Consider the following 25670-nt stretch of genomic DNA (forward strand, 5'->3'; position numbering starts at 1 on the left):
TCCGCCGGGCCGATTCGTCCTGCCCGCGCACCGTTCGCGGGCGCATCGACACTTCCCTCTCCGGAGTAACAACACCCCATGTCAATGGACTTCAACCAGCAGGTCATCGAGGAATTCCGGGCCAACGGCGGGCGCGTGGGCGGCCCGTTCGAAGGCGGCCGGCTGCTTCTGCTCACCACCACCGGCGCCCGGTCCGGCGTACGGCACACCACCCCGCTCGGCTACCTGGCCGACGGCGGCGGACGGGTCCTGGTCATCGCCTCCGCCGGGGGCGCCCCGAAGCACCCGGCCTGGTACCACAACCTGGTCGCCCACCCCCAGGTCACCGTCGAGGCCGGGGTCTTCACCTACGAGGCCCGGGCCGTCGTCCTGGAGGGCGCCGAACGCGACCGGGCCTTCGCCCGGGCGGCCGAGGCCGACCCCGGCTGGTCCGCCTACCAGTCCAGGTCCGGCCGGGTGCTGCCCGTCGTCGCCCTGGAGGAGATCCCCGGCGGGCCGCCCCGGATCTCCGCCGCCTCCCCGGGCGCGGCGCTCAAGGCGGTGCACGACGGTTTCCGCCGCGAACTCGCCCTGATCCGCGCGGAGACAGCCGCCTCGGGCGCCGGGCTCGGTGCACAGCTCCGGGTGAACTGCCTGACCCTGTGCCAGGGCCTGCACAACCACCACACCGGCGAGGAACGCGGCATGTTCCCGATGCTGGGGCGGCACCACCCCGCCCTCGCCCCGGCGCTGGAGCGGATGCGCGAGGAACACGCGACGCTCGCGGCGCTCCTCGCCGAACTCCGGCAGGTCCTCGCGGCGGAGGACACCGACCCCGCGGCACTGAGCGCCGAGGTCGACCGCCTCACCACCGCGGTGGAGGAGCATCTGACGTACGAGGAGGAGGTGTTGATCCCGGTGCTGGATGCCCCCTGCTGAGTCCTGACCGGCGGTGGGCGGGCACCGCGCGGCTCAGATCGTGCCGTCGCGTCCCGCCCAGTACGGGTCCCGCAGCCGCCGCTTGAACAGCTTTCCCGACTCGTCGCGCGGGAGCCGCTGCTCGAACACCACGGCCCGGGGGACCTTGTAGCCGGCGAGCCGCTCGGCGACATGGGCCCGTACCGCCGCCGCGCCGAGGTGCACACCGGCCTCGGTCTCCAGGTGGGCGGCGAGCACCTCGCCGAACTCCTCGTCGGGGATCCCGAACACCGCGGCGTCCCGCACCCCGTCGAGGGCGAGCAGCGCACCCTCGATCTCCGCGGGATAGATGTTGACGCCACCGGAGATGACCATGTCGTGGCGGCGGTCGCTGAGGTAGAGGAAACCGTCCTCGTCGAGGTGGCCGATGTCGCCGATGGTGACGTACCCGGGCAGGCCCGGCGCCTCCATGGCGGCGCGCTTGTCCGGGTCGCCGAGGTAGGTGAACTGCGGCCATTCGTCGGCGGGTTTGAGGTAGATGTCGCCGGTGGTCCCGGCGGGCAGCGGCCGCCCGTCGGGGCCGAGCACCTCGACGGCGCCGGTGCCGGAGGCCCGCCCGACGGTGCCGGGGTGGGCCAGCCACTCCGCGCTGTCGCACCACGTGACGGCGCCGGTCTCACTGCCGCCGTAGTACTCCCGCAGGACCGGTCCCAGCCAGTCGATCATGGCGTGTTTGATGTGCGGCGGGCAGGGCGCCGCGGCGTGCACGACGGAGGTGAGCGACGACAGGTCGTAGCGCTCGCGCACCTCCTTGGGGAGCCGCAGCAGCCGGACGAACATCGTGGGCACCACCTGCACCTGCTCGATGCGGTGGTGCTCGATCAGCCGCAGGAACTCCTCGGCGTCGAACCGCGGCATCAGCGTGATGTCCAGCCCCGCCGCGAGCGCGAGGACCGCGTGCTGGCTGGGCGAGGCGTGGTAGAGCGGCGCGGGGATCAGCGTGCGGCCGCCGGGGGCCACCGCGAAGTACTCCAGGAACCGTTCCACGGCCGAGGCCAGCCGGTCCGCGGGGACCGGCTCGCGCAGGACCCCCTTGGGACGCCCGGTGGTTCCGGAGCTGTAGATGACGGTCGGCGGACGCTCGGCGGCGGGCTGCGCCAGCGGTTCCCAGCCCGCCAGCCAGTCGTCGAGCAGCGGATGGGCGCCGGTGGGCGGTGGCGCGGCGAGGCCGCAGGCGGCCGCGAGACCGGCGGGTACGGCGGCCTCGACGATCCGTACGCCCTCGGGGAGCACGGCGCCGACCGCCTCGATCAGGTCGGTGTGCGCGAAGACCACCTTGCTGCCGCTGTCGGTGAGCACATGCCGCAACTCGTCCTGCTTGAAGTGCCAGTTGACCGGGACGGCGCAGGCGCCGAGCAGGGCCGCGCCGGCGGTGATCTCCAGGTGGGCGGGCTCATTGCGCAGGACCACGGCGATCCGGTCGCCCGGCCCGACTCCTGCTGCCCGCAGCCCGGTGGCGATCCGCGCGGCCCGTTCGAGAAAGGCCGGATAGCCGCGTTCTTGGCCCGCGCAGCGGATGGCCGGGGCTCCGGCGTCGGACGGTACTACGGCTTCCACGGGTGCCTCCCAGGACTGCGACCGGCGCCGCTCATTGAACCGGCTGCCCCGGCCGTTCGCCAGGGCGCCCACCGCCGGGCGGCGCGCCCCGGGAACGCACCGTACGCATTCAGCCATCCGTCACCGTCGCCGCGATGAGATCCGAGGTATCGGACCTGTTCGCGCTTCACTCCGCCAAATCGCGGCTGATTTCAGGGAGTTGCTCCGATGTTTATCGTTCCCAGGGTCTTCCGGTCCGGGCGGCGGGCCTGCACCATGCGGGAGCGCACGAGGCACGCACCGGATCGACCGAGATGACCGTCCGACCCGAGGAGCGAGCGATGCACAGCCGCCCGAAACCCTTCCGCGCACCGGTGGTTCTGGCCGCACCGGTCGCCCTGCTGCTGGCCGCCGGCGGCCCGGTGGCCGCCGCGCATCCCCCGGCACCCGCCACGCGGCCCCCCGCGCGCACCGCCGCGGGCCCCGGCACCAACCACGCGACCGACGACCCGTTCACCGCCGCGCGCACCTCGTGGTGGCGGCAGGACCGCTTCGGGATGTTCATCCACTTCGGCGCGTACTCGAATCTGGAGGGCGAGTACACCCGGCCGGACGGCACCGTCTGCCGCAACGCGGAGTGGATCGAGCGCGAATGCGGGATACCCGCGGCGGAGTACGAGAAGCAGGCGGCGACCTTCGACCCGTCCGCCTTCGATGCCGAGGCGATCGTCCGGGCCGCCAAGGACGCCGGCCAGCGCTACCTCGTCATCACGGCCAAGCACCATGACGGCTATGCGATGTGGCCGACGAAGCAGAACACCTGGAACCTGCGCGACCACTCCGCCTTCGACCCGCACCGCGACATCCTCGCCGAGCTGAAGAAGGCCGCCGACGCGGCCGGGATCAAGCTCGGCTTCTACTACTCGATCTGGGACTGGCACGACCCGGACTTCGCCGACCCGGCGACCTTCCCGCGCTACAAGCAGCGGATGTACGGCCAGCTCAAGGAGCTGATCGACAACTACGACCCGGCGCTGCTGTGGTTCGACGGCGAATGGGACGCGGAGCGCCCGGCCAACCGCTGGTCCCGCCGGGACGGCGCCGACCTCCAGGCATATCTGCACGGCCTGAACCCCCGACTGATCGTCAACAACCGCGTCGGCAAGCGCGAGGTCGTCGACGGCGACTTCGGCACCCCGGAACAGGAGATCCCCGCGGAACCGGTCGACGGACAGCTGTGGGAGAGCTGCATGACGCTCAACGACCACTGGGGCTTCGCCCGCTACGACACCCACTGGAAGTCGCCGGCCACCGTGGTGCGCAACCTGTTGGACGTGGCGAGCCGCGGCGGCAACTACCTGCTCAACGTAGGCCCGGACAAGTACGGCCGCATCCCGCAGCCGTCCGTCGACCGGCTGCGCGAGACCGGCCGCTGGCTGGCCGCGCACGGCCAGGGGGACGCGGTGTACGGGGCCGGGTACACCGGGCTGGTCGCCGCTCCCCCGTGGGGCACGGTCTCCCGGCGCGGCGACGTGCTGTACGCCGCCGTCACCTCCTGGCCGGCCGCCGGCACGCCCCTCCACCTCACCGCCAGGGCGCCCTTCGACATCACCTCGGCCCGGGTGGCGGGCAGCTCCCAGCGGGTACGGGTGGCCCGGTCCGGCGACGGCTTCGACCTCACCCCGTCCGGCGCGGCCACCGGTCCGCTCGCGAGCGTCTTGCGCCTGACGATCGAGCCGCCGGCCGCGGCACCGGCCGGCGACGGCACCGGGCTGACCGCGCGGAGCTGGGCGAACGACTCCTTCAGCGGTCCGCCGGCGGCGGTCACCGTCGATCCGACGGTGAACAAGTCCTACCGCTTCGACGGCTCACCGGACGCAGGCATCCCGGCCGATCACTTCAGCACCCGCTGGACCGGCTCCGTCCAGCCGCGCTTCGACGAGCCGTACACCTTCACCACCGTCTCCGACGACACCGTACGGCTGTGGATCGACGACCGGCTCGTGATCGACAGCACCACCCCGCACGGCCCGAAGGTGGACAAGGGCACGGTCGTCCTCAAGGCCGGGCACCGGCACCGCATCCGGATCGACTACACGGAGCGGACCGGTGAGGCGTACCTGAAGCTGCTGTGGTCCAGCCCGAGCCAGGCTCAGGAGATCGTTCCGCGGAGCCGGCTGCACGCCGACTGAGCCCGCGCGAAGGGGTGCGGCCGACGGGCCGGAGGGGCGGGAGAACTCCCGCCTCCCGGCTGAGCCGTCCGGGTCAACGCCGGGGCGGCGGGCCGGGCCCGCTCCTGGGGCCATGAGCCACGACGAGATCCTGCGGCTGCACGGCAAGGCCCTCGCGCTCTTCGGGAGCCGGGTGCACGGCGTCCGCGACGACCGGTGGGACGACCCGGTCGCGGCTGCCGGGTCTGCTCGGGCGTCGGCCCTGACCCCTGGGGTGACCCTTCGGAGTCAGGGCCGGTGCCCTGAGCCGCGGCCGGTCAGTCGATGCCGCGGATGATGTACGGCTCGGCGGGATCGTCGTCGCAGCCGGCGAGGCGCACGGGCGCGCAGCGGTCCCAGACTTCGAGGTTGCGGACTTCCTTGATTCGACCGGGTCGCTCGCCCTGCTTCAGACGGGGCTGCTTGTGTTGAGCATTGTGCAAAGCCACCACGCACTCCTTCTTCGAGGTATTGGTCCGACGCGGTGGCGCCTCGTTTCACAAACCGGGAGGTCGGCCAAGGTTTGTGGCGTTCCCGCGACGGGCCAATGGTGTTGGCGTCTCCCAGAAAGGTCGTCCGTCGCCCTTCAGGTTAACGACGCCGCTCACGCCGCGCGCGACGTTTTCCGGCGCGATGGGCGACTCGTCGCGGGGCGGGGATCGCCTCCCCGGAAGTGACGGGGAATTCGGCCCCGGAATGTGAGGCACATCACTCACCCGAATGGCTCTCCGGTTGCTGCATTTGCCGCGATCCGTACGCCGGCGGGTGACCGTGCGGAGCGAGTTTTCCCGCTTGCGCGAAGGCAGTGCTACCCATGGGCGGGTGGCATGGTTCTCGGATTCCGGTTACTGGCTCGGGCGGCTCGTCTTCCAGCGGATGCTGGCCGTCCTCTACGTGATCGCGTTCCTGGCGGCGGTCCGGCAGTTCCGGGCGCTCATCGGGGCGCGCGGCATACTGCCGGTGCCCGAGTTCGTGGCGCGGGTGCCCTTCCGCACGTCACCCTCGGTCTTCCACTGGCGCTACTCGGACCGCTTCTTCGCCCTCTGGTCGTGGACCGGGGTGCTGCTGGCGGCGGCCGTCGCGGCGGGGGCGGCGGACGCCGTACCGCTGTGGGCGTCGATGGTGATGTGGGCCGTGCTGTGGGTGCTGTACCTGTCCATCGTGAACGTCGGGCAGACCTGGTACAGCTTCGGCTGGGAATCGCTCCTGCTGGAGACCGGCTCGCTCGCGGTGTTCCTCGGCAACGCCGACACCGCTCCCCCGGTGCTGGTCATGTGGCTGCTGCGCTGGGTGCTGTTCCGGGTGGAATTCGGCGCCGGACTGATCAAGATGCGGGGCGACCGCTGCTGGCGGGACCTGACCTGCCTCTACTACCACCACGAGACCCAGCCGATGCCCGGCCCGCTGAGCTGGTTCTTCCACCACCTGCCGCGGCCGCTGCACAAGGCCGAGGTGGCCGCCAACCACCTCACCCAACTCGGCGTCCCGGTGGTGCTGTTCACCTCGCAACCGGTCGCCGGGTGGGCGGCGACCGCGATGATCGTCACCCAGCTGTGGCTGGTGCTCTCCGGGAACTTCGCCTGGCTGAACTGGCTGACCATCACGCTCGCCGCGTCCGCCGCCGCCCCGCTGTGGGCCGGGCCGTCCGCACCGCTCCCGGCGCCCCCGGTGTGGTTCGAGGTGCTCGTCCTGGTGGCCACGGCCGGGGTCGCGCTGCTCAGCTACCGGCCGGCACGCAATCTCCTGGCCCGGCAGCAGATGATGAACACGTCCTACGAGTCACTGCACCTGGTCAACTCCTACGGGGCGTTCGGCACGATCACGCGGGTGCGCCGGGAGATCGTCGTGGAGGGCACCGCGGACGCGGTGACCGGACCGGGGACGACCTGGCTCCCCTACGAATTCCGCGGCAAGCCGGGCGATGTGCGGCGCCTGCCCCTCCAGTACGCGCCCTACCACCTGCGGCTGGACTGGCTGATGTGGTTCGCGGCGCTGTCCCCGGCGTACGCGCGGTCGTGGTTCGTACCGTTCGTGACGCGGCTGCTGGAGAACGACCGGGACACCCTGCGGCTGCTGCGCACGAATCCGTTCCCCGAGGTGCCGCCGGCCCGCATCCGGGCCCGGGTCTTCCGCTACCGCTTCACGACCTGGCGGGAACTGCGGGAGACCGGGGCGTGGTGGCACCGGACCGAGGAGCGGGAGTTCCTGCCGCCGGTCGCGCGGTCAGCTCTGCGCGGAACGCGATGACCATCTCCCGGGCGTGGCGCAGCCCGATGCGGGCGAAGTCCTGCTCCAGCGCCGCCAGTTCGGTGAGTGTCTCGTCCAGGTCCCGGCCGAGGCGGGCGCGTGACTTGGCCAGCCCGAGCCGGGAGAGCGCCTCGCCCCGCGGCTCCTGCATGTCGCGGAACTCCGCGAGCGAGCGCGCGTAGGTGTCGCGCGCGGACGCGTAACGGCCGGCCCGGTACAGGACGTTGGCGCGCATCTTGTGGTTGTAGGCGAGCGCCGACGCCAGGTCCATGCGGCGGCAGATGGCCTCCGCCTCGGACAGCAGGTCCAGCGCCCGCTCCGTCTCGCCGCGTACCGAGCGCACATCGGCCACCCCGCGCAGGGACCAGGCGCGCCCGCGGGCGTCCTCGCCCGCCTCGGCTATCCGGGCGGACTCCTCGAACAGCTCCAGGGCCTTGTCGTAGTCGCCGGTGTTGCGGTGCATCTGGGCGATGCCGGACATCGCCCACACCGTGTGCCGGGCCTCACCGTGCTCCCGGGCCTGGGCGAGCAGCTGCTCGTGGAGTGCGGCGACCGCGGCGTAGTCGCCCTGGATGCGGCCGGTCTCGGCGAGGCCGGCGAGGGAGTAGCCGTGGGCGAGGCGGTCGCCGCCGGCGTCGGCCAGCGCGACGGCGTGGGCGAGCAGCCGGCGGGCCAGCGGCAGCGAGCCGCACTGGCGGGCCAGGGTGCCGCCGCTCCACAGCGCCCAGGCCATGGCGCCGGCGTCCCCGGCGGTGCGGGCGCTGCGGTAGCTGTCCCGCCATGCGGCACCGGCCTCCGCGACCCGGCCGAGCCGGCGGTGGGCCTCGGCGACCGCGAGCCCGGCCCGCGCCCGTTCCAGTGGGGTGCCCGCCTCGGCGTGCGCGCGGCGCGCCGTCGTCAGTACCTCCTCGTAGGAGGAGTTCACGCCCAGCGCCGAGCCCAACTCGCCCTGGTATTCCGGGGCGAATGCCTTGCCGTACATAGATCCGTGGCCTCTCGATCATCTTCGTGCCGTGATCTTCGAACCTACGAGCGGCCGGGGGTGCGGCGAATCCGTCCGTGTATGTGTTGTGCCGTACGACTGGAGTGCTACGCGCGGGGGTGGTGATCATCTCGGGGATGTAGGGGTTCCTCAGGGTCGGGCCTCCGGGCCGGTACCTGCGCCGTTGCCCGGACCACCCCTCGTGGTGCCGCTCTTGCCGGGCCGGCCCCGGCGGGCCACCCTGGCTGCCATGACTGCAGGACGCAACGGAATCCGGACCGGCCCGGGGCCCGACCGCCGGCGCTTCCTCCGCAGGGTGGCGGCGTCGGCCGCCGCGACCGCCGGCGTGGGGCTGCTGACGGCGGCGGACGCGGCGCCCGTGCGGGCCGCGCACCGCGCGGTCCGCCGGCCGCGCGGCACCCGGCCGCTCTTCCTGGGCACGTACACCTCGAAGGAGGGCGGCGGTACCGGCATCGGACTGGCCGAGTACGACACGCGAACCGGGCAGCTCACCGCCACCGGTGTCGTCACCGGAGTCGCCGACCCCTCCTATCTGGCGCTCGCACCGTCCGGCCGCACGCTCTACGCGGTCGACGAGCAGCAGCAGGGCGCGGTGACCGCCCTCGCCCGCGCGCCCGGCGGGCCGCCCACCGTCCTCGGCACCCGCTCCACCGGCGGTGCCGGCCCCTGCCATCTGTCGGTGCACCCGACCGGCCGCTGGCTGCTCAGCGCCAACTACCTCTCCGGCAGCGTCGCCGTCCATCCCGTCGACCGGGCCACCGGCGCCCTCGGCGAGCGGACGGACCTGGTCACCCACACCGACCCGCCGCCCGGCCCCGGCCAGGACGGTCCGCACGCGCACCAGATCGTCACCGCCCCGGACGGCCGGCACGTGCTCGCCGTCGACCTCGGCAACGACACCGTCTACACCTACCGGCTCGACACCGGGGCCGGGCGGCTCGGCGCGTCCTCGTACGCCACGCTGCGGCCCGGTGCCGGCCCCCGGCATCTGACCTTCCACCCCTCGGGCTCGTTCGCGTATCTGGCCAACGAGGTCGACAACACGGTCGTGGTCTGCGGCTACGACCTCCGGAGCGGGCGGCTGACGCCGGGCGCCCCGCAGCCGACCGGGACCGGGCCGGGGACGAGCTATCCGGCGCAGATCCTGGTCACCCGCAACGGCCGCTTCGCGTTCCTCGCCAACCGCGGCCACAACAGCCTCACCCGGTACGCCGTGGAGGCGGGCGGGGCACGGCTGCGGCTGCTGGACACCGTGCCGGTGGGCGGGGACTTCCCGCGGCACATCGCGTTCTCCCCCGACGAGCGGTGGCTGTTCGCGGCCAACCAGAAGTCGGGGTCGGTGACGGTGTTCGCGGTGGACGCGCGGAGCGGGGCCCTGAAGAGCGCCGGGGCGCCGTTCGCCGCGCCGATGGCGGTGTGCGTACTGCCGCTGTGAGTCCCGCGGCGGCGCCCGCACGGCCCGGGGACGCTGAAACACTGCGGCAACAGCGCCGCAGGGTTCGCCGGTTAGCGTCGGCCCCCATGAGCACGGGAACGGTACGCGACGACGACCGCACGGCACCGGACGGCGCGGCCGCCCGGGGCGGTCTGCAGCAGGGACTCAAGCGCCGCCACATGCAGCTGATCGCGCTGGGCGGGGTCATCGGCGCCGGGCTGTTCGTGGGGAGCGGGGTGGTCATCCGGTCCGCCGGGCCGGCCGCCGTGCTCTCCTTCCTGGTGGCCGGCGCGCTGACCGTACTGATCATGCGGATGCTGGCCGAGATGACCGTCGCCCGGCCCGCCCTGGGCTCCTTCTACGCCCATGTCCGCGAGACGCTGGGGCTGCGCGCGGGGTTCACGGTCGGCTGGCTGTACTGGTACTTCTTCGTGATCGTGGTCGCCGTGGAGGCGGTGGCGGGTGGCCGGATCGTGCAACTCTGGCTCCCCGGGGCGCCGTTGTGGGCGATCAGCCTGGTCCTCATGGCGGTGCTCACCGCCACCAACATGATCTCGGCCCGCTCGTACGGCGAGTTCGAGTACTGGTTCTCGTCGGTCAAGGTGCTGGCGATCGTGGTGTTCCTCTTCCTGGGTTCGCTGTACCTGCTGGGGCTGTGGCCGGACGCCCCCGGCGGGCTCGCCACGCTGACGGCGCACGGCGGCTTCGCGCCCGAGGGGTTCGGCGCGGTGCTGGCCGCCGTCGTGCCCTGCATCGGGTTCTTCACCGGCGCGGAGATCGTGACCATCGCGGCCGCCGAGTCGGCGGAGCCGGAGCGGGCGGTGGCCGACGCGATCCGTTCGATCGTGCTGCGGGTGGTGGCCTTCTACGTGCTGTCGGTCCTCGTGGTGGTCGCGGTGGTCCCCTGGACCTCGAAGGCGATCGCGGTGAGTCCGTACGCGGCGGTGCTGGACCGGCTCGCGGTGCCCGCGGCCGGCACGGTCATGAACGCCCTGGTGCTGATCGCCGTGCTGTCCTGCCTCAACTCCGCGCTCTACACGTCCTCCCGGATGCTGTTCGCGCTCACCCGCAACGGGGACGCGCCGCGCGCCTTCACCAGGGTCAGCGCGAGCGGGGTGCCGCGCAGGGCGCTGCTCGCCGGGACCTCGGTCGGCTACCTGTCGGTGATCGCCGCGTGGATCTCGCCCGATGTCGTCTTCACGTTCCTGATCAACTCCTACGGTGCCGTCGCCCTGTTCGTCTATCTGGCGATCGCGGTCGCGCAGCTGCGGATGCGGCGGAAACTGGAGCGCGAGGAACCCGGCCGGCTGACGCTGAAGATGTGGCTCTTCCCCTGGCTGAGCCGGCTGACCCTCGCGCTCATGGCACTGGTGATCGGCGCGATGGCCTTCCTGCCGGACAGCCGCGCCCAGTTCTGGCTGAGCCTGCTGACGGTCGCGGTGGTGCTGGCGGGGTACGAGCTGCGCCGCAGGCGGGGGCCGGGCGGCAGTTCCTAGCCGGCCAGGTACTGGCGCAGCAACGCGCCCAGTTCGGCGGCGAATTCGGCGTAGGCGGCGCGGAGCGGGTCGCCCGGCCACTGCGGGGGCAGCAGTTCCGCCGGCAGCAGCGGGTCGGTGAGGAGGTGGCGCTGGGCGGCGGCCGCGATGGTGAAGCGGTCGGCGGGCGGGGCGGCGCGGTCCAGGGCGGCGCGCAGGGCACCGGCCCGTGCCGCCCAGCCGTCCAGGTCCCAGAGCCGGGCCGCGAGCGCGGCCGGGTCGCCGTCCGGGGTGCCGGTGAGCCAGGTGCACTGGTCGGTGACGACGGGCGGGCGGGGCCGGTCGAGGTTGGCCGGACGCAGCCAGCTGCCCTCGCGGAGTTCGGCCAGCCGCAGCGCCGCCATGGCCTGCCGCAGCGCGGTGCGCTCGGCGGCCGGCCGGCCTTCCGGGGTGGTGACGACGGCGATCTCCCAGCCCCCGTGCCAGGCCCGGGTCCGTGGCGAGCGGCTCTCGTCCTGCCGGGCCTGCCGCGCCAGCAGGCGGTCGGTGAGCGCGTACGAGCCGTCGCCCTGGCGCAGGTCGCCGGCCGCCACCATGCGGGAGAGCGCGACCCGCACGGTGCCCTCGGCGATGCCGAAGAGCTCGCCGACCCGCACCAGGGCGCGGGCCGGCAGCCTCGGCGGGTGGTGGCCGAGCAGGGTGCTCAGCACGATGGAGCGCGCGGTGAGCGGGCGCGGCGCGAGGGCCGCGGTGCTGGTGGGGTCGTCGGTGCCGGCGTCGTTCATATGTGCTGGAAATTCTAGCCAGCCGGCCCGCATCCGTCATTACAGTCTTCCGGCAACTGTCTGCTTTCTGTAACGTCAAGGTATGACCGTCACCCATGAAGTCGTGAATCAGGCCCCGCCGCTGACCGGGTTCAGCACGGCGGACGAGCCGGCCCTGCTGGAGGCGCTGCGCCGGGACGGCGCCGAGTGGGGCGTGCGGGAGGTGACCGAACTCGGCGCGCTGGCCGGTTCGGCGGCGGTGCAGGACCAGGCCCGCTGGGCGGAGGAGCAGCCGCCCCGGCTGCACACCCACGACCGGACCGGGCACCGCATCGACGAGGTCGAGTTCCACCCCGCGTGGCACCAGCTGATGACCGTCGCGGTGGAGCACGGGCTGCACGCCGCGCCGTGGGCCGACAGCCGGGCCGGCGCACACCTGGTGCGCGCCGCCAAGTTCTACGTCTGGTCGCAGGCCGAGCCGGGGCACGGCTGCCCGGTGTCGATGACGTACGCCGCCGTCCCCGCGCTGCGCGCCGCACCCGAGCTCGCCGCGCGGTACGAGCCGCTGCTGACCGCCCGGACGTACGACTTCGGGCTGCGCGCCCCGCTCACCAAGGCGGGCCTGATCGCGGGCATGTCGATGACGGAGAAGCAGGGCGGCTCCGACGTACGGGCCAACACGACGCGCGCGGTACCGGCCGGTGACGGCACGTACCGCCTCACCGGCCACAAGTGGTTCACCTCCGCACCGATGAGCGATGTGTTCCTGGCGCTGGCGCAGACCGACGAGGGGCTGAGCTGCTTCCTGCTGCCGCGGGTGCTGCCGGACGGCACCCGCAACGGGATGCGGCTGATGCGGCTCAAGGACAAGCTGGGCAACCGCTCCAACGCCTCCTCCGAGATCGAGTACGAGCAGGCGGTGGCCTGGCCGGTCGGCGAGCCCGGCCGCGGCGTACGGACCATCGTGGAGATGGTGAACATGACCCGGCTGGACTGTGTGCTGGGGTCGGCCGCCGGCATGCGGGCGGGGCTGCGGCAGGCGCTGCACCACACCGCGCACCGCCGGGCGTTCGGCCGGGAGCTGGACCGGCAGCCGCTGATGCGCTCGGTGCTCGCGGACCTGGCGATCGAGTCGGAGGCGGCGACCCTGCTGGGCCTGCGGCTGGCGACCGCGGTGGACCGGTCGCAGGCCGGGGACGCCCAGGAGGCGGCGCTGCGCCGGCTGGCGCTGGCGGCCGGCAAGTACTGGGTGTGCAAGCGGGGCAGCAGCCATGCGGCGGAGGCCCTGGAGTGCCTGGGCGGCAACGGCTACGTCGAGGACTCGGGCATGCCGCGGCTGTACCGGGAGGCGCCGCTGCTGTCCATCTGGGAGGGCTCGGGCAATGTCGCGGCGCTCGACGTGCTGCGGGCGCTGGAGCGTGAACCGGCCGCCCTGGACGCGTACTTCGCCGAGGTGGAGAGCGCGGCCGGCGCCGACCGGCGGCTGGACGCGGCGGTGGCCGGGCTGCGCAAGGCGCTCGGCTCCCTGGCCAACCCCGAGCGGGCACAGCTGATGGCACGGTCGCTGGCCGAGCGCATGGCGCTGGTGCTCCAGGCGTCGCTGCTGGTACGGCACAGCCACCCGGCCGTCGCCGATGCGTTCTGCGCCTCCCGGCTCGACGGGGAGTGGGGCAACGCCTTCGGCACCCTGCCACCCGGTGTCGATCTGACGGCGGTCCTGGAGCGCGCCCGGCCCCGCCCGGCGGACGCGGAGCCGGCCGGGGGCGCGGCCTGATGTCCGTACGGATCGAGCGGGCCGGGCCGGTGACGACGGTGGTGCTGTCCCGGCCGGAGGCCCGCAACGCGGTGGACGGCCCGACCGCGCGCCGCCTCGCCGACGCCTTCCGGGAGTTCGAGGCGGACGACACGGCGCGGGTCGCGGTGCTGTGGGGCGAGGGCGGGACATTCTGCGCGGGTGCCGATCTCAAGGCGATCGGCACCGCACGCGGCAACCGTGTCGCGGAGGACGGCGACGGCCCGATGGGGCCCACCCGGCTGCGGCTGTCCAAGCCGGTGATCGCCGCGGTGGCGGGCCACGCCGTGGCGGGCGGCCTGGAACTGGCCCTCTGGTGCGACCTGCGGATCGCCGAGGAGGACGCGGTCTTCGGGGTGTTCTGCCGGCGGTGGGGCGTGCCGCTGATCGACGGCGGTACGGTGCGGCTGCCGCGGCTGATCGGCGCGAGCCGGGCGAGTGACCTGGTGCTGACGGGGCGTCCGGTGCCGGCGGCGGAGGCACTGGACATCGGGCTGGCCAACCGCGTGGTGCCGGCCGGGACGGCACGCGCCGAGGCGGAGCTGCTGGCCGCGGAGATCGCCCGCTTCCCGCAGGCGTGTCTGCGCAGCGACCGGGCCTCCCTGCGGGAGCAGGAGGGCCTGGACGAGGCGACCGCGCTGGCCGGTGAACTCCGGCACGGCCGGGCGGTGCTGGCCGAGGCGAGGCAGGGCGCGGCTCGTTTCGCCGCGGGCGCCGGGCGGCACGGCGCGCCGGACCCCGCGTAGGCACGGCGGCCGGCGGCGGCGTACTGTCGCCCTCCGTCAACCGTCGGCCCCCGCGGCCGGTCTTCAGGAGCACTGCGTGAGCGATCTGACCTACCCCGAGGAGGGCGGGACCCGGCGCGGGCCGCTGCCCGGCGGCTATCACCACCTCGCCGAGGAGATGCCGCTCGGCCACGGCCGTCAGGTGCTGCGCGCGGCGGGTGAGGCGATCACCACCTTCCGGATGCACCGGGCGGCCGGCACCGTCATCCGGGCCGACGCCCCGCGGGCCGAGCCCGGCGTCGCCGTCGAGGTGGGGCTGGGCGTCGGCCCGTTGCGGCTGCGGGCGCCCTGCCGGGTGGTGTGGGCGGTCGACGGGGAGGACCGCGTCGGCTTCGCGTACGGCACCCGCGCCGGGCACCCCGAGTGCGGGGAGGAGGCGTTCCTGGCCGAGCTGCGCGCGGACGGTTCGGTGTGGTTCACCGTGACCGCCTTCAGCCGCCCGGCCGTACCGCTCACCCGCCTCGCCGGCCCGCTGGTCCCCGTCTTCCAGCGACTGTACGTCCGCCGCCTGGGCCGCACCCTGCGCCGGCTGGCGAACGCATAGGGCCCGGCTGGACCCGCTCGGATCAGCGGCCCGTCGCCGACGGCGGCACCTCGACCACGAAGAACAGGAAGCAGGTCTTGGTCGCGAGGTCGTCGAAGGCGTCGGGGAACAGTTCCCGGGCGGCCGGGTCGGGTTGCGGCTCGCTGAGGGCGGAGAGACGGAAGCCGGCGGTGGTGAAGGCGTCGGTCATCGCGTGCAGCGGCTTGCGCCAGAACCTCATCGGGACGGACCGCCCGTTGATCGTCCAGTCGAAGGTGTAGCTGGTGGTCGCGAAGTAGTCGGGCCGAGGGTCCTGGACCGTGTAGGCCACGAAGGGGTGGTCCACCGAGGCGATCAGCCGGCCACCGGGCCTGAGCACGCGCCGCAGCTCGGCCAGCGTCGGCCCCCAGTCCTCCAGGTAGTGCAGCACCAGCGACGCGACCACGTCGTCGAACACACCGTCAGCGAACGGCAGCGGGTCGCTCAGGTCGCCCACGTGCAGGGCCGCGTCGTCACCCAGCCGCCGCCGGGCCAGGGCCAGCATCCCGGCACTGGCGTCGATGCCGGTGACGACGGCGCCGCGGTCGCGCAGTGCGGCGGACAGCGGGCCCGAGCCGCAGCCGGCGTCCAGGATCCGGCGGCCGGAGACGTCTCCGGCGAGGGCCACCATCGCGGGCCGCGCGTAGTACGCGTTCACGAGGTTGTTCTCGGTTCCCGCCGAGTACGCCTCGGCGAAGCTGTCGTAGTCATTCACCCGGGCCGGCTCTGCGGGCCGGGCGGGACTCTCGGGCACGTCGGGTAAGCGCTCCATCGTCGCAGCCTAGTTGTCACGCGTTCCGCCCGACAGAACCTTGCGCACGCGTCCGCCCCGAGGACCGCAAGCGGGGTCCGGTGTCCCACTTTTCTCACGCCCCGGGGCCGCCCGGGGACACGTTGTTACCGACGCGTAACCCCGCGGCCGCTGATCGCCATACGTCCACCTCCGCTTCATCTTTTCGTCACCTTCGGCCCCGCCGGCCGTGAGAAAAACCAGGCATGTGTGAGGACGAACTGATCCCGCCGCAGGCGGACATGACCGAGCAGGAGTGGCTGCGGGCCGGCTCGGCGGCGGCCGGGACCACGCCGGTGCCCACGACGGGCAGGGCCGTGCAGTGGGTGAACCGGCGGACGCTGCTGGGCGGTGCGATGGCCGGCGCGGCGCTGGCGGTACTGCCCTCCCAGGCCCAGTCGCCCGCCGCGGCCGCGACCGGGCCGGGGGTGCCCGGGGCCTTCCCGTTCCCCGAACACCCCAATGGCAAGGGCGAGTTCGCGATCCTGGTCACCGGGGACGCGGGCACCGGCGACGAGGCGCAGTACGCGGTGGCCGCCGCCGCCCGGGACGTGTGCCGCGCCGAGGGCGTCGGGCTCGCGGTGGGCCTGGGGGACAACATCTACGAGAACGGGCCGGAGTCCGACCACGACTCGGAGTTCCAGGACAAGTTCGAGAAGCCCAACAACGGCATCGACGTGCCCTGGCTGATGGTGCTGGGCAACCACGACTGCTCGGGGCTGATACCCGGCAGCGGCGGCGACCCGTCCCGCGGCGACCGCGAGGTCTCGTACGCCAGGACCTCCAAGCGCTGGCACATGCCGGGCCGTTACTACAGCGTGCCGCTGCCGGCCGCCGAGCCGCTGGTGGAGTTCTTCGCCATCGACACGATCCCGTGGTCGTCGTACGTCGCCCAGCTCGACCCGTACTACCGCTGGGACGGGCCGTACATGCGCGAGCAGCGGAGCTGGCTGGACGGTGCGCTGCGCGCCTCGCGGGCCCGCTGGAAGGTGGTGCTGAGCCACCACCCGTACCTCAACAACGGCAAGCACGGCAGCGCCGGTTCCTACGACGGGTTCGAGATCGGGAACTACACCAGCGGGGTCCACCTGAAGGACATGTACGAGAAGGTGGTGTGCGGCCGGGCCGACCTGATCCTGTCCGGGCACGACCACACGCTGCAGATCCTGGAGCCGACGGCGCGCACCGGCGGCACCCGGCAGGTGGTGTGCGGGGCGTCCGCCAAGACGGAGGACGGCAAGGCGCACTTCACCCACCCGTCGGCCTGGCAGAACTTCTCCGAGCACGGGTTCATGGTGCTGAAGGTCTCCGGCGCGCGGCTGACCATCGACGCGTACACCGTCGACGTGGCGACCCGCAAGGCCACGCTGCGGCACCGGGTGCGGCAGACCGGCCCGGTGGCGGCGCCCGCGCGGGCCCACGCGTAGGAGCCGACCCAGTAATACCGGGCCGGCCGTGCGACGGCCGGCCCGATAGGGCCGGACCGACCAACCTGGCCGTTGGGCGGCCCGGCCTGCCCGGGACCGTACACCCTCGCGCGCCCGGCGAAAACCGTTCGGTTTCAGCCCTCCGGGCCGTACCAGAGGGTCGTCATGTTGCAGAACTCGCGGATGCCGTGCCCCGACAACTCCCGCCCGTAGCCGGAGCGTTTGGCCCCGCCGAAGGGCAGCCCGGGGTGGGACGCGGTCATGCCGTTGAAGAAGACGCCGCCGGCCTCCAGGTCCCGTGCCAGCCGCACCTGTTCGTCCGGGTCGCGGGTCCAGGCGTTGGAACTGAGGCCGAACGGGGTGTCGTTGGCGACCCGCACCGCCTCGTCGACGTCGGCGACGCGGTAGAGCGTGGCGACCGGGCCGAACGCCTCCTCGTGGTGGATGCGCATGCCGGGGGTGATGTCGGCGAGGACCGTCGGCTCGTAGAACCAGCCGGCCCGGTGCTCGGGCGGCCGCCGCCCGCCGCACAGCGCGGTCGCGCCCTGGTGGACCGCGTCGTCGACCAGCTCCTCCAGGTCGGAGCGGCCCTGCTCGCTGGAGAGCGGCCCCACGTCGGTGGTCTCCGCCATCGGGTCGCCCACCGTCAGCGCGGCCATCCGCGCGGTGAACCGCTCGGTGAAGGCGTCGTAGACGTCTCCGTGCACGATGAACCGCTTGGCCGCGATGCAGGACTGGCCGTTGTTCTGGACGCGCGCGGTGACGGCCACCTGGGCCGCCTTGTCCAGGTCGGCGGAGGGCAGCACGACGAACGGGTCGCTGCCGCCCAGTTCGAGAACGGTCTTCTTGATCTCGTCCCCGGCGACGGAGGCCACCGCGCGGCCGGCGGGCTCGCTGCCGGTGAGCGTCGCGGCGACCACCCTGGGGTCGCGCAGGATGTCCTCGACCGCGCCGGAGCCGATCAGCAGGGTCTGGAAACAGCCCTCGGGGAAGCCGGCCCGGCGGAACAGCTCCTCGATGTAGAGCGCGGTCTGCGGGACGTTCGAGGCGTGCTTGAGCAGTCCGGTGTTGCCCGCCATCAGCGCCGGCGCGGCGAACCGTACGACCTGCCAGAGCGGGAAGTTCCACGGCATCACCGCGAGGACGGTGCCCATGGGGCGGTAGCGGACCACGGCGCGCACGGCACCCGCGTCACGGACGTCGGCCGGGTCGGGGTACTCGTCGGCGAGCAGCTCCTCGGCCCGGTCGGCGTACCAGCGCATGGTCTTGGCGCACTTGGCGGCCTCCGCGCGGGCCTGGGTCACCGGTTTGCCCATCTCGGTGGTCATCAGGCGGGCGATGCCGTCCTGGTCGGCCTCCAGCAGGTCGGCCGCCTTGAGCATCAGCTCCCGGCGCCGGGCGAAGGACGTCAGCCGGTGTTCCTCGAATGCCTGCTCCGCCCTGACCAGGTGGTCTTCGATCTCGCCCGCGTTGAGCGCGTCGAAGGTCTTGAGGGTCTCGCCGGTCGCCGGGTTGACCGTGGCGATGGCCATGATCAGCACCTCCTTGGTGTGCGGGTGGCAGTTCCCGCGCTGACGGGGAATGCGCGGTCCGGGGGCGTCGGGTCCGGGCGGCTCCTAGGAAAGCGGTGAGGGAGCCGGGGACGGGTCCGGCACCGGGTCGGGCCCGGGCGGCCGGGGGATCGGCGACGGCTCCGGCGGTATCGGTTCGGGTGGCGGGGGCGGGACCGGCGGTCCGGGGAGCGGGTCCGGGACGGGGTTCGGCGGCGGGCCGCCGGGGTCCGGGGGCGTGGGCTGCGGATCGCGGCCGTACGGGCGCTCACTGAGCGTATGCGGTTGCCGCTGCACTGCGGGCCTCCAAAGGGAACATCTGGTGGCACATGAGCCCCCGTACCCGAGTTTCGCCCGTCCATGGCTCCGGCGCACGACGGATCGCCGCGGACGCGGTTGCGGACCGGCGACGGCGGGCGTACATGACCTGATCGGACGGCGCCGGGCGGCCGGCCGGCCCGCTAGCGTGCGGTCATGCCCATGACGCGCACCGGCAGGACGTCCCCTCGGCGGGCCCCGGAGCGGAGCGGGAAACCCCCGCACCGGACGCCTGCGGAGCCGCGCCGCGCGCCGCGGGGCCGGAGCGCCCGGCGCGCGGCGGCTACCGCCCTCTGCGCCGCGCTGCTGCTGGCCGCCCCGGCCCCGTCCGCCGCGGCCGGTCCCACCGTCCCGCTCCCCCATCGCATGGCCGACACCGGCGGCGGGGACCAGCTGATCACCGCCGAGGCGCCCACGGCGGACGCCACCGTCGGGACGGTGGTGTGGTGGCAGCGCCGCAACGGCCACTGGCGGCGGGCCGGTTCGGCGCCGGCCCGCTTCGGCTCGGCCGGGCTCACCGAGGGCACCACCCGGGTGCAGGGCACCTCGACCACGCCCACCGGCTTGTACGGCCTGCCGTTCGCCTTCGGCACCGAGCCCGCACCGCCCGGCACCACCACGCCGTACCGCCGGGTCGGCCCGGACGCGTGGTGGTGCGAGGACAACGCCTCCGCGTCGTACAACCGCTGGGTGGACCCGCGGCCCGCGGACTGCGCGGCCGCCGAGTCCGAGCGGCTCGCGGACCACCCGGTGCAGTACGGCCGGGCACTGGTCACCGACTTCAACTACGACCGTCCCGTGCACGGCCGGGGCGCCGGGATCTTCCTCCACGTCAACGGCAAGGGCGCCACGGCCGGCTGTGTGTCCGTGCCGGCCGGGGCGATGGCGCGGATCCTGTCCTGGCTGCGCCCGGCCGCGCACCCGCACCTCGCCATCGGCACGGCGTACGGACCGACCGCGCTCACCCGCTACTGAGGCCCCCGCCGGCCGCCGACGTGAGCGGGAAGTGGCACGCCACCCGGTGGCCGGGGGTCTCCGGCTCGGCGGGCGGGGGCTCCGTGGTCGCGCAGAGTCCGGCCGCGCGCGGGCAGCGGGTGCGGAAGCGGCAGCCGGAGGGCGGGGCGGCCGCGGACGGCGTCTCGCCGCCGAGCGGGGAGCCGGGCCGGGGCGCGTCGGGGTCGGGCGCGCCGGCGCTGTCCAGCAGCCCGCGGGTGTACGGGTGCAGCGGGCGGGCGAAGACCTGCGCGGCGGGGCCGGTCTCGACGAGCTTGCCGAGGTACATCACCCCGACCGAGTCCGCGAGGTGCCGTACCACCGCCAGGTCGTGCGAGATGAAGAGGTAGCCGATCCCCTTCTCGCGCTGCAGCGCGCGCATCAGGTTGAGGATCTGCGCCTGGACGGAGACATCGAGCGCGGAGACCGGTTCGTCGGCGACGACCAGCGCGGGCGACAGGGCCAGCGCGCGGGCCAGGCCGAGGCGCTGCCGCTGGCCGCCGGAGAACTCGTGCGGATAGCGGTCCACCGCACCGCGCGGCAGTCCGACGTCGTCCAGCAGCCCGGCGATCCGTCGCCGCTGCTCGGCACGGTCGCCGATGCCCTGGATGACCAGGGGTTCGCGCAGCACCGCGCCCACCCGCATCCGGGGGTCCATGGCCGCGGAGGAGTCCTGGAACATCAGCTGGACCTGGCGCCGGTGGGCCCGCAGTTCCCGCTTGGTCAGGGTGGCGAGGTCGCGGCCGGCGAAGTGGACGCTGCCGCCGGTGGGCGGTTCCAGGCCGACCACCATCCGGCCGAGGGTGGACTTGCCGCAGCCGGACTCCCCCACGACGCCGAAGGTTTCGCCGCGCCGGACGGTGAGCGAGACCCCGGCCACCGCGCTGATCTCCCCGCCCCGGGCGCCCGGCCCGCGGCGGGCGAAGGGGCTGGCGTGCAGGGGGTAGGTCTTGCTGAGGCCGGCGAGCCGCAGCAGGGGTTCGCCGGGGCCGGCCACGGTCCCGGCCGGTGCGGCGGCCGCGCCGGGCTCCCTCGCCTCCCCGGCCGGAGGCGGCGGCAGGAGCGCGGCGGCCGGGTCGCCGTCGGCGGGGTCCGCCGGGTGGAAGCAGGCCACGGCGTGCGCGGTGTCGGTGGGCGCGGTGCCGTCCGGGCCGTCGGCCAGCTCCGGCTCGGCGGCGCGGCAGAGGTCGGTGGCGAAGCCGCAGCGGGGCGCGAAGCGGCACCCGGTGGGGCGGCTCGTCAGAACCGGCGGCAGGCCGGGGACGGTGGCGAGCGGCCGGCCGGCTTCGGCGGCGTCGGGGAGCGCGGCGAACAGCGCCTGGGTGTAGCGGTGCCGCGGCGCGGCGAACAGCGGCCGTACGGGGGCGCGTTCGGCGATCCGGCCGGCGTACATCACCGCGACCCGGTCGACCCGGCGGGCGATCACGCCGAGGTCGTGGGTGACCAGGATCAGCGCCATGCCGAGCCGGGTGCGCAGCTCGTCGAGGAGTTCCAGGATCTGGTGCTGGGTGGTGACGTCGAGAGCGGTGGTCGGCTCGTCGGCGATCAGCAGCCGGGGTTCGCAGATCAGCGCCATGGCGATCGCGACGCGCTGCCGCATCCCGCCGCTGAGCTGGTGCGGATAGTGCCCGAGCCGCTCGGCGGGGCGGGGCAGGCCGACCAGCCGCAGCATCTCCTCGGCCTTGGCCCGCGCCTCGGCACGGCTCACCTTCCGGTGCAGCAGCAGGGGTTCGGCGACCTGGGCGCCGAGCGTGAGGGTGGGGTTGAGCGAGGTCAGCGGGTCCTGGAAGACCATGCCGACGGTGTTGCCGCGGATGCCCCGCAGCCGGCGCTCGGGGGCGGCGGCGAGGTCGGTACCGTCGAACAGGATCCGGCCGCCGGTGACCCTGCCGCCGGGCGGCAGCAGGCCGAGGACGGACAGCGCGGTCATGGTCTTGCCGCAGCCGGATTCGCCGACGACGCCCAGCGCCTCGCCGGGGGCCAGCGCGAGGTCGACGCCGTCGAGGGCGCGGACGGTGCCGCCGCGGCCGGCGATCTCGACGTGCAGGTCCTCGACGCGCAGCAGCGGGTCGGTCATGGTGTGGTCCTCGCTTCGGCTCTTGCGGTGGTCCGCGGGGTCGTCGGCATCCGCGTCAGCCCTTCGCCGGCCGTACGTCGAAGGCGTCCCGCAGGCCGTCCCCGAGGCAGTTGAAGGCGGCGACCACCAGCACGATCGCCAGGCCCGGCGGGAAGATCAGCCACCAGTGGCCGACCTGGGTATAGGTGAGGCCGGCGGAGAGCAGCGAGCCCCAGTCGGCGGCCGGCGGCGGGACGGACAGGCCCAGGAAGGAGAGGTAGGCGACGTAGAGGATCGCGTCGGCCACCTGGAACGTGGCATTGACGATGACGGTGCCGACGGCGTTCGGGACGATGTGCCGGAAGACGGCGCGGCCCCCGCCGCCGCCCATCAGCCGCATCGCGTGGAGGTAGTCGCGGCTGCGCAGTGCCAGCGCCTCCCCGCGGATCAGGCGGGCCGGTGAGAGCCAGGCGACGGAGGCGATGATCAGGATGAGGACGGGTTTGCTCGGAGTGATGAGGGTGGCGACCACGACGAGCAGGAAGAGCGCGGGGACGGCGAGCGCCGCGTCGGTGATCCGCATCAGCACGGCGTCCACCCAGCCGCCGAAGTACCCCGCGACCGCTCCGTACACCGTGCCGAGCAGGGTCGCCAGCAGCCCGGCGGCCAGGCCGACTTCGAGGGAGGTGCGGCCGCCGTACATCAGCCGTCCGAGCTGGTCGTAGCCGAGGTCGGTGGTGCCCAGCGGGTGGCCGGCGCCGGGGGCGCGGCCGGCCTGGGCGAGGTCGGTGTGGATCTGGTCGGTGGGATGGAGCAGCGGGCCGAGGAAGCAGAAGGCGAACAGGGCGAGCAGCACCAGCGCGCCGGCGAGGGCGAGCTTGTTGCGGGTGAGGACGGCGAGGGCGCGGCGGGCCGGGCCGGGGATCGCCGGGGCGGCGTCCGGCCGGCCGGCGCCCACCGCGTCGAGGGCTGGGGTCGTCACGTCACGCTCCTGATGCGCGGGTCGAGGAGGGCATAGGCGAGGTCGGCGAGCAGGGACCCGAGGACGGTGGCGACGCCGACGACGAGGGTGACGCCGAGCAGCACGGGGAAGTCCGAGCTCTGGGCCGCGTTCCAGAACAGCAGCCCCATGCCCGGGTAGTTGAACATCGACTCGACGACGAGGGTGCCGCTGAAGAGGGTGGGGAGGTAGAGGCCGAGCAGCGTGGCCAGCGGGATGAGGGCGTTGCGCAGCACGTGCCGGGCCATGATCCGGGCGTTCGACTGGCCCTTGGCGCGGGCGGTGCGGACGTAGTCCTCGGCGAGGTTGTCGAGGACGGCGGAACGCATGTAGCGGCTGAGGGCGGCGACGATGCCGAGCGCGGCGGTCACGACCGGCAGGACGAGCGCGGGGGCCTGGGCGAGGATGCCGCCCACGGTGTCGGCCTGCGGCGCCTCGGCCGGCAGCAGCTGGAGCTGCTGGCCGAAGACCAGGATGAGGACCAGGCCGAGGAAGAAGACCGGGGTGGCGTAGGCGAGGAACGCCACGCCGGTCAGCAGGTAGTCGGCGGCCCTGCCCCGCCGTACGGCCTGCAGGACGCCGAGCGGTACGGCGACCACCGCGGCGAGGGCCAGGGCCAGCCCGGCCAGCAGCGCGGTCTTCGGCAGCCGCTCGGCCAGCAGCGAGGCGACGCTCTGGTTGAGCTTGTACGACTCGCCGAGGTCACCGGTCAGCAGCCGGCCGAGGTACGCCACGTACTGCTCGGGCAGCGAACGGTCGTAGCCCTGCTGGTGGTTGAAGTGCGCGACAGCGTCCGGAGTGGCCTGGACGCCGAGGATGGCGCGGGCCGGGCCGCCGGGGAGCAGGTGCAGCAGGACGAAGACGAGGACGGAGACCAGCAGCAGCACGACCATCGCCTGTGTGAGGCGCTTGACCAGGAAGCGGATCACCGTCCGGCACCGCCCTTCTTGACGTAGTACCAGTTCTGCGGGGCGAGGGACAGCGTCGGGTTCTGGTCGACGCCGCGCAGGTCGTTGCGGATGGCGGAGACCTGGTAGGCCGGGTTGGGGGTCCACAGGACGGGGAGCCGGCGGGCCACCGTGCGGCCGTACTCGCGCAGCGCGGCCGGCTCGGCCGAGTACTCGGTGGCACGGATCAGCCGGTCGGTCTCCGGGTCGGACCAACTGCCCATGTTCGAGGGGGCGTGGGTCGCGAAGATCTTTTCCCCGCTGGGGTCCGGCGGGAAGTACCAGCTGCCCTGGGTGCCGAAGAAGCCCAGCTGCCACTGCGCGCACAGCGGCTCGGTCCGCTCACAGGGGACGGTGGCGCCGAGGACGGTGTTCAACGGCTGCTGCCGGACGTCGAGGACGATGCCCGCCCTGGCGAAGTCGGACTTCACGGCCTGCATGGTGTTGGAGGTCTCGGTCGAGCCGGACTGGGAGAGCAGCGACAGCCGCAGTTCCTGTCCTCCCCTGACCCCCGCGCCGCAGCGGTCCCTGCCGGGCCCCGGCCGTACGCAGTGCAGCGTGCCGTCCCGCTCGGCCCAGCCGTGCCCGGCCAGCAGCGCCCGCGCCCGGCTCGGGTCGTAGGGGTAGGGCTCGCCGTCGAGGAGTCCGGCGGGGACCGGGCCGCGGGTGGGCGCGGCGCTGCCGTGCCAGATCACCCGCGAGATGCCCTGCTGGTCGATGAGGTGCTGGAGCGCCTGGCGCAGATAGTCCTGGCGCAGCAGCGCTCCCACGGTGGGGTGGTGGAAGTTGAGGACGAGGTAGGTGACCGACCAGCCCTCCCAGGGGTCGATGCGGTATCCCCGCTCCTTGAACTGCTGCGACTGCGCCATGACGGCCGGCGGGAGGTACCCGTAGTCGATCCCGCCGGCCCGCAGCACGTTGAACTCGGAGTCCGCGGTGGTGAAGGGCTTGAGGACCACCCGGTCGAGACGGGGTTTGTCGGGCCCGCGGTAGGCCCGGTTGGGAACGAGCGAGACCTGGCCCGAGGTGGTCCACTTCTCGATCCGCCAGGGCCCGTCGACCGTCTTCCACAGCGGATCGGTGGCGAAGCGGGAGAACTGCTTGGCGTGCCGCATCAGCCGGGCGAAGGCCCGCCGGGGGCTCTCGTCACGGGGGTTCCAGGCGTGGACGGGCAGGGCGACGAAGTCCTGGAGTTCGTTGGCCGTGAACCACGTGGGGTTGTAGGCGCGGTCCAGCCGGAGCCGGAACGTACGGTCGTCGACGGTCTCGAATTCCTTGACGTCGTCGGGCATCAAGTTCGGTGAATAGCCGGCCCATTCCCGCTTGTTGTCCTTGATCAGATCGAACCAGAACTTCACGTCGCGGGTGGTGACCGGCGTCCCGTCGGACCATGCGTAACCCTTTTTCAGGGTGATGCTGACGGTGGTGTTGTGGTCGCTGTAACGGGGCGTTCCGGCGAGGTTGCGGGGCGAATCCATGGTCAGCGCGTCGCCCTTCTGCTCGGGCGTGAACAGCCGCAGGAAGAGCAGGTCCTGAATGGCGCTGTTGTACGAGGCCAGATAGCCGGGGGCCCCGATGGGGAAGATCCAGTTGGGGGTGGAGGCCGGCGGCAGGGCCATGGTGGCGGTGCCGCCCTCGACCGGGGTGCCGCCGGTGGCGCCCAGCTCGGTGACAACGTTGCCAGCCGGGCCGCAGCCGGCCAGCGCCGGGAGACCGAGCACAGCGGTGGCCGCCCAGCGCCCCAGCAGCCCGCGTATTCGGGTGGTGCGCAGGCCCATTGCTGCCTCCGGGGGTCGGCCGGTCGAGGAGTGCGAGCAAAGTAC

At 73.5% G+C, this 25670-nt stretch carries 20 protein-coding genes; 10 read left to right on the forward strand and 10 right to left on the reverse strand.

Features of this window, described 5'->3' with window-relative positions; translation table 11 throughout:
• Positions 1-78 precede the first annotated feature (78 nt).
• Positions 79-918 (forward strand): nitroreductase/quinone reductase family protein, encoded by an 840-nt coding sequence (locus tag SL103_RS23285; protein WP_069570901.1) that lies wholly within the window; start codon positions 79-81, stop codon positions 916-918.
• Positions 919-951: 33 nt separating this feature from the next.
• On the opposite strand, the gene SL103_RS23290 is transcribed toward SL103_RS23285, so the two are convergent.
• Entirely contained in the window at positions 952-2514 is a 1563-nt protein-coding gene (locus SL103_RS23290) for an AMP-binding protein (protein WP_069574034.1), read from the reverse strand.
• A 320-nt stretch (positions 2515-2834) separates the two neighbouring features.
• On the opposite strand from SL103_RS23290, the gene SL103_RS23295 reads away from it, so the two are divergent.
• Entirely contained in the window at positions 2835-4685 is a 1851-nt protein-coding gene (locus SL103_RS23295; RefSeq protein ID WP_069570902.1) for an alpha-L-fucosidase, read from the forward strand.
• 296 nt (positions 4686-4981) lie between these two features.
• Here the strand turns inward: SL103_RS23295 and SL103_RS38025 are convergent, their stop codons facing one another.
• A complete protein-coding gene (locus SL103_RS38025; RefSeq protein WP_157850167.1) occupies positions 4982-5152 on the reverse strand; it encodes a hypothetical protein in 171 nt (56 codons plus the stop codon).
• Between the two features lie 373 nt (positions 5153-5525).
• Between SL103_RS38025 and SL103_RS23300 the strand changes: the two genes are divergently transcribed.
• Positions 5526-6950 carry a lipase maturation factor family protein gene (locus SL103_RS23300; RefSeq protein WP_069570903.1) on the forward strand — a complete coding sequence of 475 codons (1425 nt, stop codon included), beginning with the start codon at positions 5526-5528 and terminating at the stop codon, positions 6948-6950.
• On the opposite strand, the gene SL103_RS23305 is transcribed toward SL103_RS23300, so the two are convergent.
• Positions 6844-7932: a tetratricopeptide repeat protein gene (locus tag SL103_RS23305; RefSeq protein WP_069570904.1), complete on the reverse strand. Its 1089-nt coding sequence runs from the start codon at positions 7930-7932 to the stop codon at positions 6844-6846. The genes SL103_RS23300 and SL103_RS23305 overlap by 107 nt on opposite strands.
• 250 nt (positions 7933-8182) lie before the next feature.
• Here SL103_RS23305 and SL103_RS23310 point away from each other — a divergent pair, with 250 nt between their 5' ends.
• Together SL103_RS23310 and SL103_RS23315 are read left to right on the forward strand one after the other, a co-directional pair.
• The gene (locus SL103_RS23310; protein ID WP_079146283.1) at positions 8183-9388 is read left to right on the forward strand and encodes a lactonase family protein; all 1206 of its coding nucleotides are present in this window, start codon (positions 8183-8185) and stop codon (positions 9386-9388) included.
• An 86-nt stretch (positions 9389-9474) separates the two neighbouring features.
• On the forward strand, positions 9475-10884 hold the full coding sequence (locus SL103_RS23315) for an amino acid permease (RefSeq protein ID WP_079145932.1): 1410 nt from the start codon (positions 9475-9477) through the stop codon (positions 10882-10884).
• Here the strand turns inward: SL103_RS23315 and SL103_RS23320 are convergent.
• Positions 10881-11648, reverse strand: a complete 768-nt coding sequence (locus SL103_RS23320) for a PaaX family transcriptional regulator C-terminal domain-containing protein (RefSeq protein ID WP_069570905.1) — start codon at positions 11646-11648, stop codon at positions 10881-10883. The genes SL103_RS23315 and SL103_RS23320 overlap by 4 nt on opposite strands.
• Positions 11649-11730: 82 nt before the next feature.
• On the opposite strand from SL103_RS23320, the gene SL103_RS23325 reads away from it, so the two are divergent.
• The 3 genes from SL103_RS23325 (at position 11731) to SL103_RS23335 (ending at position 14748) form a co-directional block, all read left to right on the forward strand.
• Positions 11731-13401, forward strand: a complete 1671-nt coding sequence (locus SL103_RS23325; protein WP_069570906.1) for an acyl-CoA dehydrogenase family protein — start codon at positions 11731-11733, stop codon at positions 13399-13401.
• The gene (locus SL103_RS23330; RefSeq protein ID WP_069570907.1) at positions 13401-14165 is read left to right on the forward strand and encodes a crotonase/enoyl-CoA hydratase family protein; all 765 of its coding nucleotides are present in this window, start codon (positions 13401-13403) and stop codon (positions 14163-14165) included. The genes SL103_RS23325 and SL103_RS23330 overlap by 1 nt, the downstream gene beginning before the upstream one ends.
• Before the next feature lie 76 nt (positions 14166-14241).
• On the forward strand, positions 14242-14748 hold the full coding sequence (locus SL103_RS23335) for a DUF1990 family protein (protein ID WP_069570908.1): 507 nt from the start codon (positions 14242-14244) through the stop codon (positions 14746-14748).
• Positions 14749-14770: 22 nt separating this feature from the next.
• On the opposite strand, the gene SL103_RS23340 is transcribed toward SL103_RS23335, so the two are convergent.
• Entirely contained in the window at positions 14771-15538 is a 768-nt protein-coding gene (locus SL103_RS23340; protein WP_069570909.1) for a class I SAM-dependent methyltransferase, read from the reverse strand.
• 224 nt (positions 15539-15762) lie between these two features.
• On the opposite strand from SL103_RS23340, the gene SL103_RS23345 reads away from it, so the two are divergent.
• Positions 15763-16983, forward strand: coding sequence for a metallophosphoesterase (locus SL103_RS23345; protein ID WP_079145933.1), 1221 nt, complete (start codon positions 15763-15765; stop codon positions 16981-16983).
• Between the two features lie 134 nt (positions 16984-17117).
• On the opposite strand, the gene SL103_RS23350 is transcribed toward SL103_RS23345, so the two are convergent.
• Entirely contained in the window at positions 17118-18515 is a 1398-nt protein-coding gene (locus SL103_RS23350; protein WP_069574040.1) for an NADP-dependent succinic semialdehyde dehydrogenase, read from the reverse strand.
• Between the two features lie 492 nt (positions 18516-19007).
• On the opposite strand from SL103_RS23350, the gene SL103_RS23355 reads away from it, so the two are divergent.
• Positions 19008-19826: a L,D-transpeptidase family protein gene (locus tag SL103_RS23355; protein WP_244304016.1), complete on the forward strand. Its 819-nt coding sequence runs from the start codon at positions 19008-19010 to the stop codon at positions 19824-19826.
• Here the strand turns inward: SL103_RS23355 and SL103_RS23360 are convergent.
• The 4 genes from SL103_RS23360 to SL103_RS23375 are packed head-to-tail and all read right to left on the reverse strand — an operon-like array spanning position 19813 to position 25625.
• Positions 19813-21921: a dipeptide ABC transporter ATP-binding protein gene (locus SL103_RS23360; RefSeq protein ID WP_069570910.1), complete on the reverse strand. Its 2109-nt coding sequence runs from the start codon at positions 21919-21921 to the stop codon at positions 19813-19815. The two genes, SL103_RS23355 and SL103_RS23360, sit on opposite strands and share 14 nt — an antisense overlap.
• A gap of 55 nt (positions 21922-21976) precedes the next feature.
• Positions 21977-22882: an ABC transporter permease gene (locus SL103_RS23365; RefSeq protein ID WP_079145934.1), complete on the reverse strand. Its 906-nt coding sequence runs from the start codon at positions 22880-22882 to the stop codon at positions 21977-21979.
• A complete protein-coding gene (locus SL103_RS23370) occupies positions 22879-23829 on the reverse strand; it encodes an ABC transporter permease (protein ID WP_069570911.1) in 951 nt (316 codons plus the stop codon). Before SL103_RS23370 ends, SL103_RS23365 begins: the two co-directional genes overlap by 4 nt.
• Positions 23826-25625 (reverse strand): peptide ABC transporter substrate-binding protein, encoded by a 1800-nt coding sequence (locus SL103_RS23375; RefSeq protein ID WP_069570912.1) that lies wholly within the window; start codon positions 25623-25625, stop codon positions 23826-23828. Before SL103_RS23375 ends, SL103_RS23370 begins: the two co-directional genes overlap by 4 nt.
• Positions 25626-25670: the final 45 nt, after the last annotated feature.

The sequence above is a fragment of the Streptomyces lydicus genome, from assembly GCF_001729485.1.
GTDB classification, from domain to species: domain Bacteria; phylum Actinomycetota; class Actinomycetes; order Streptomycetales; family Streptomycetaceae; genus Streptomyces; species Streptomyces lydicus_D.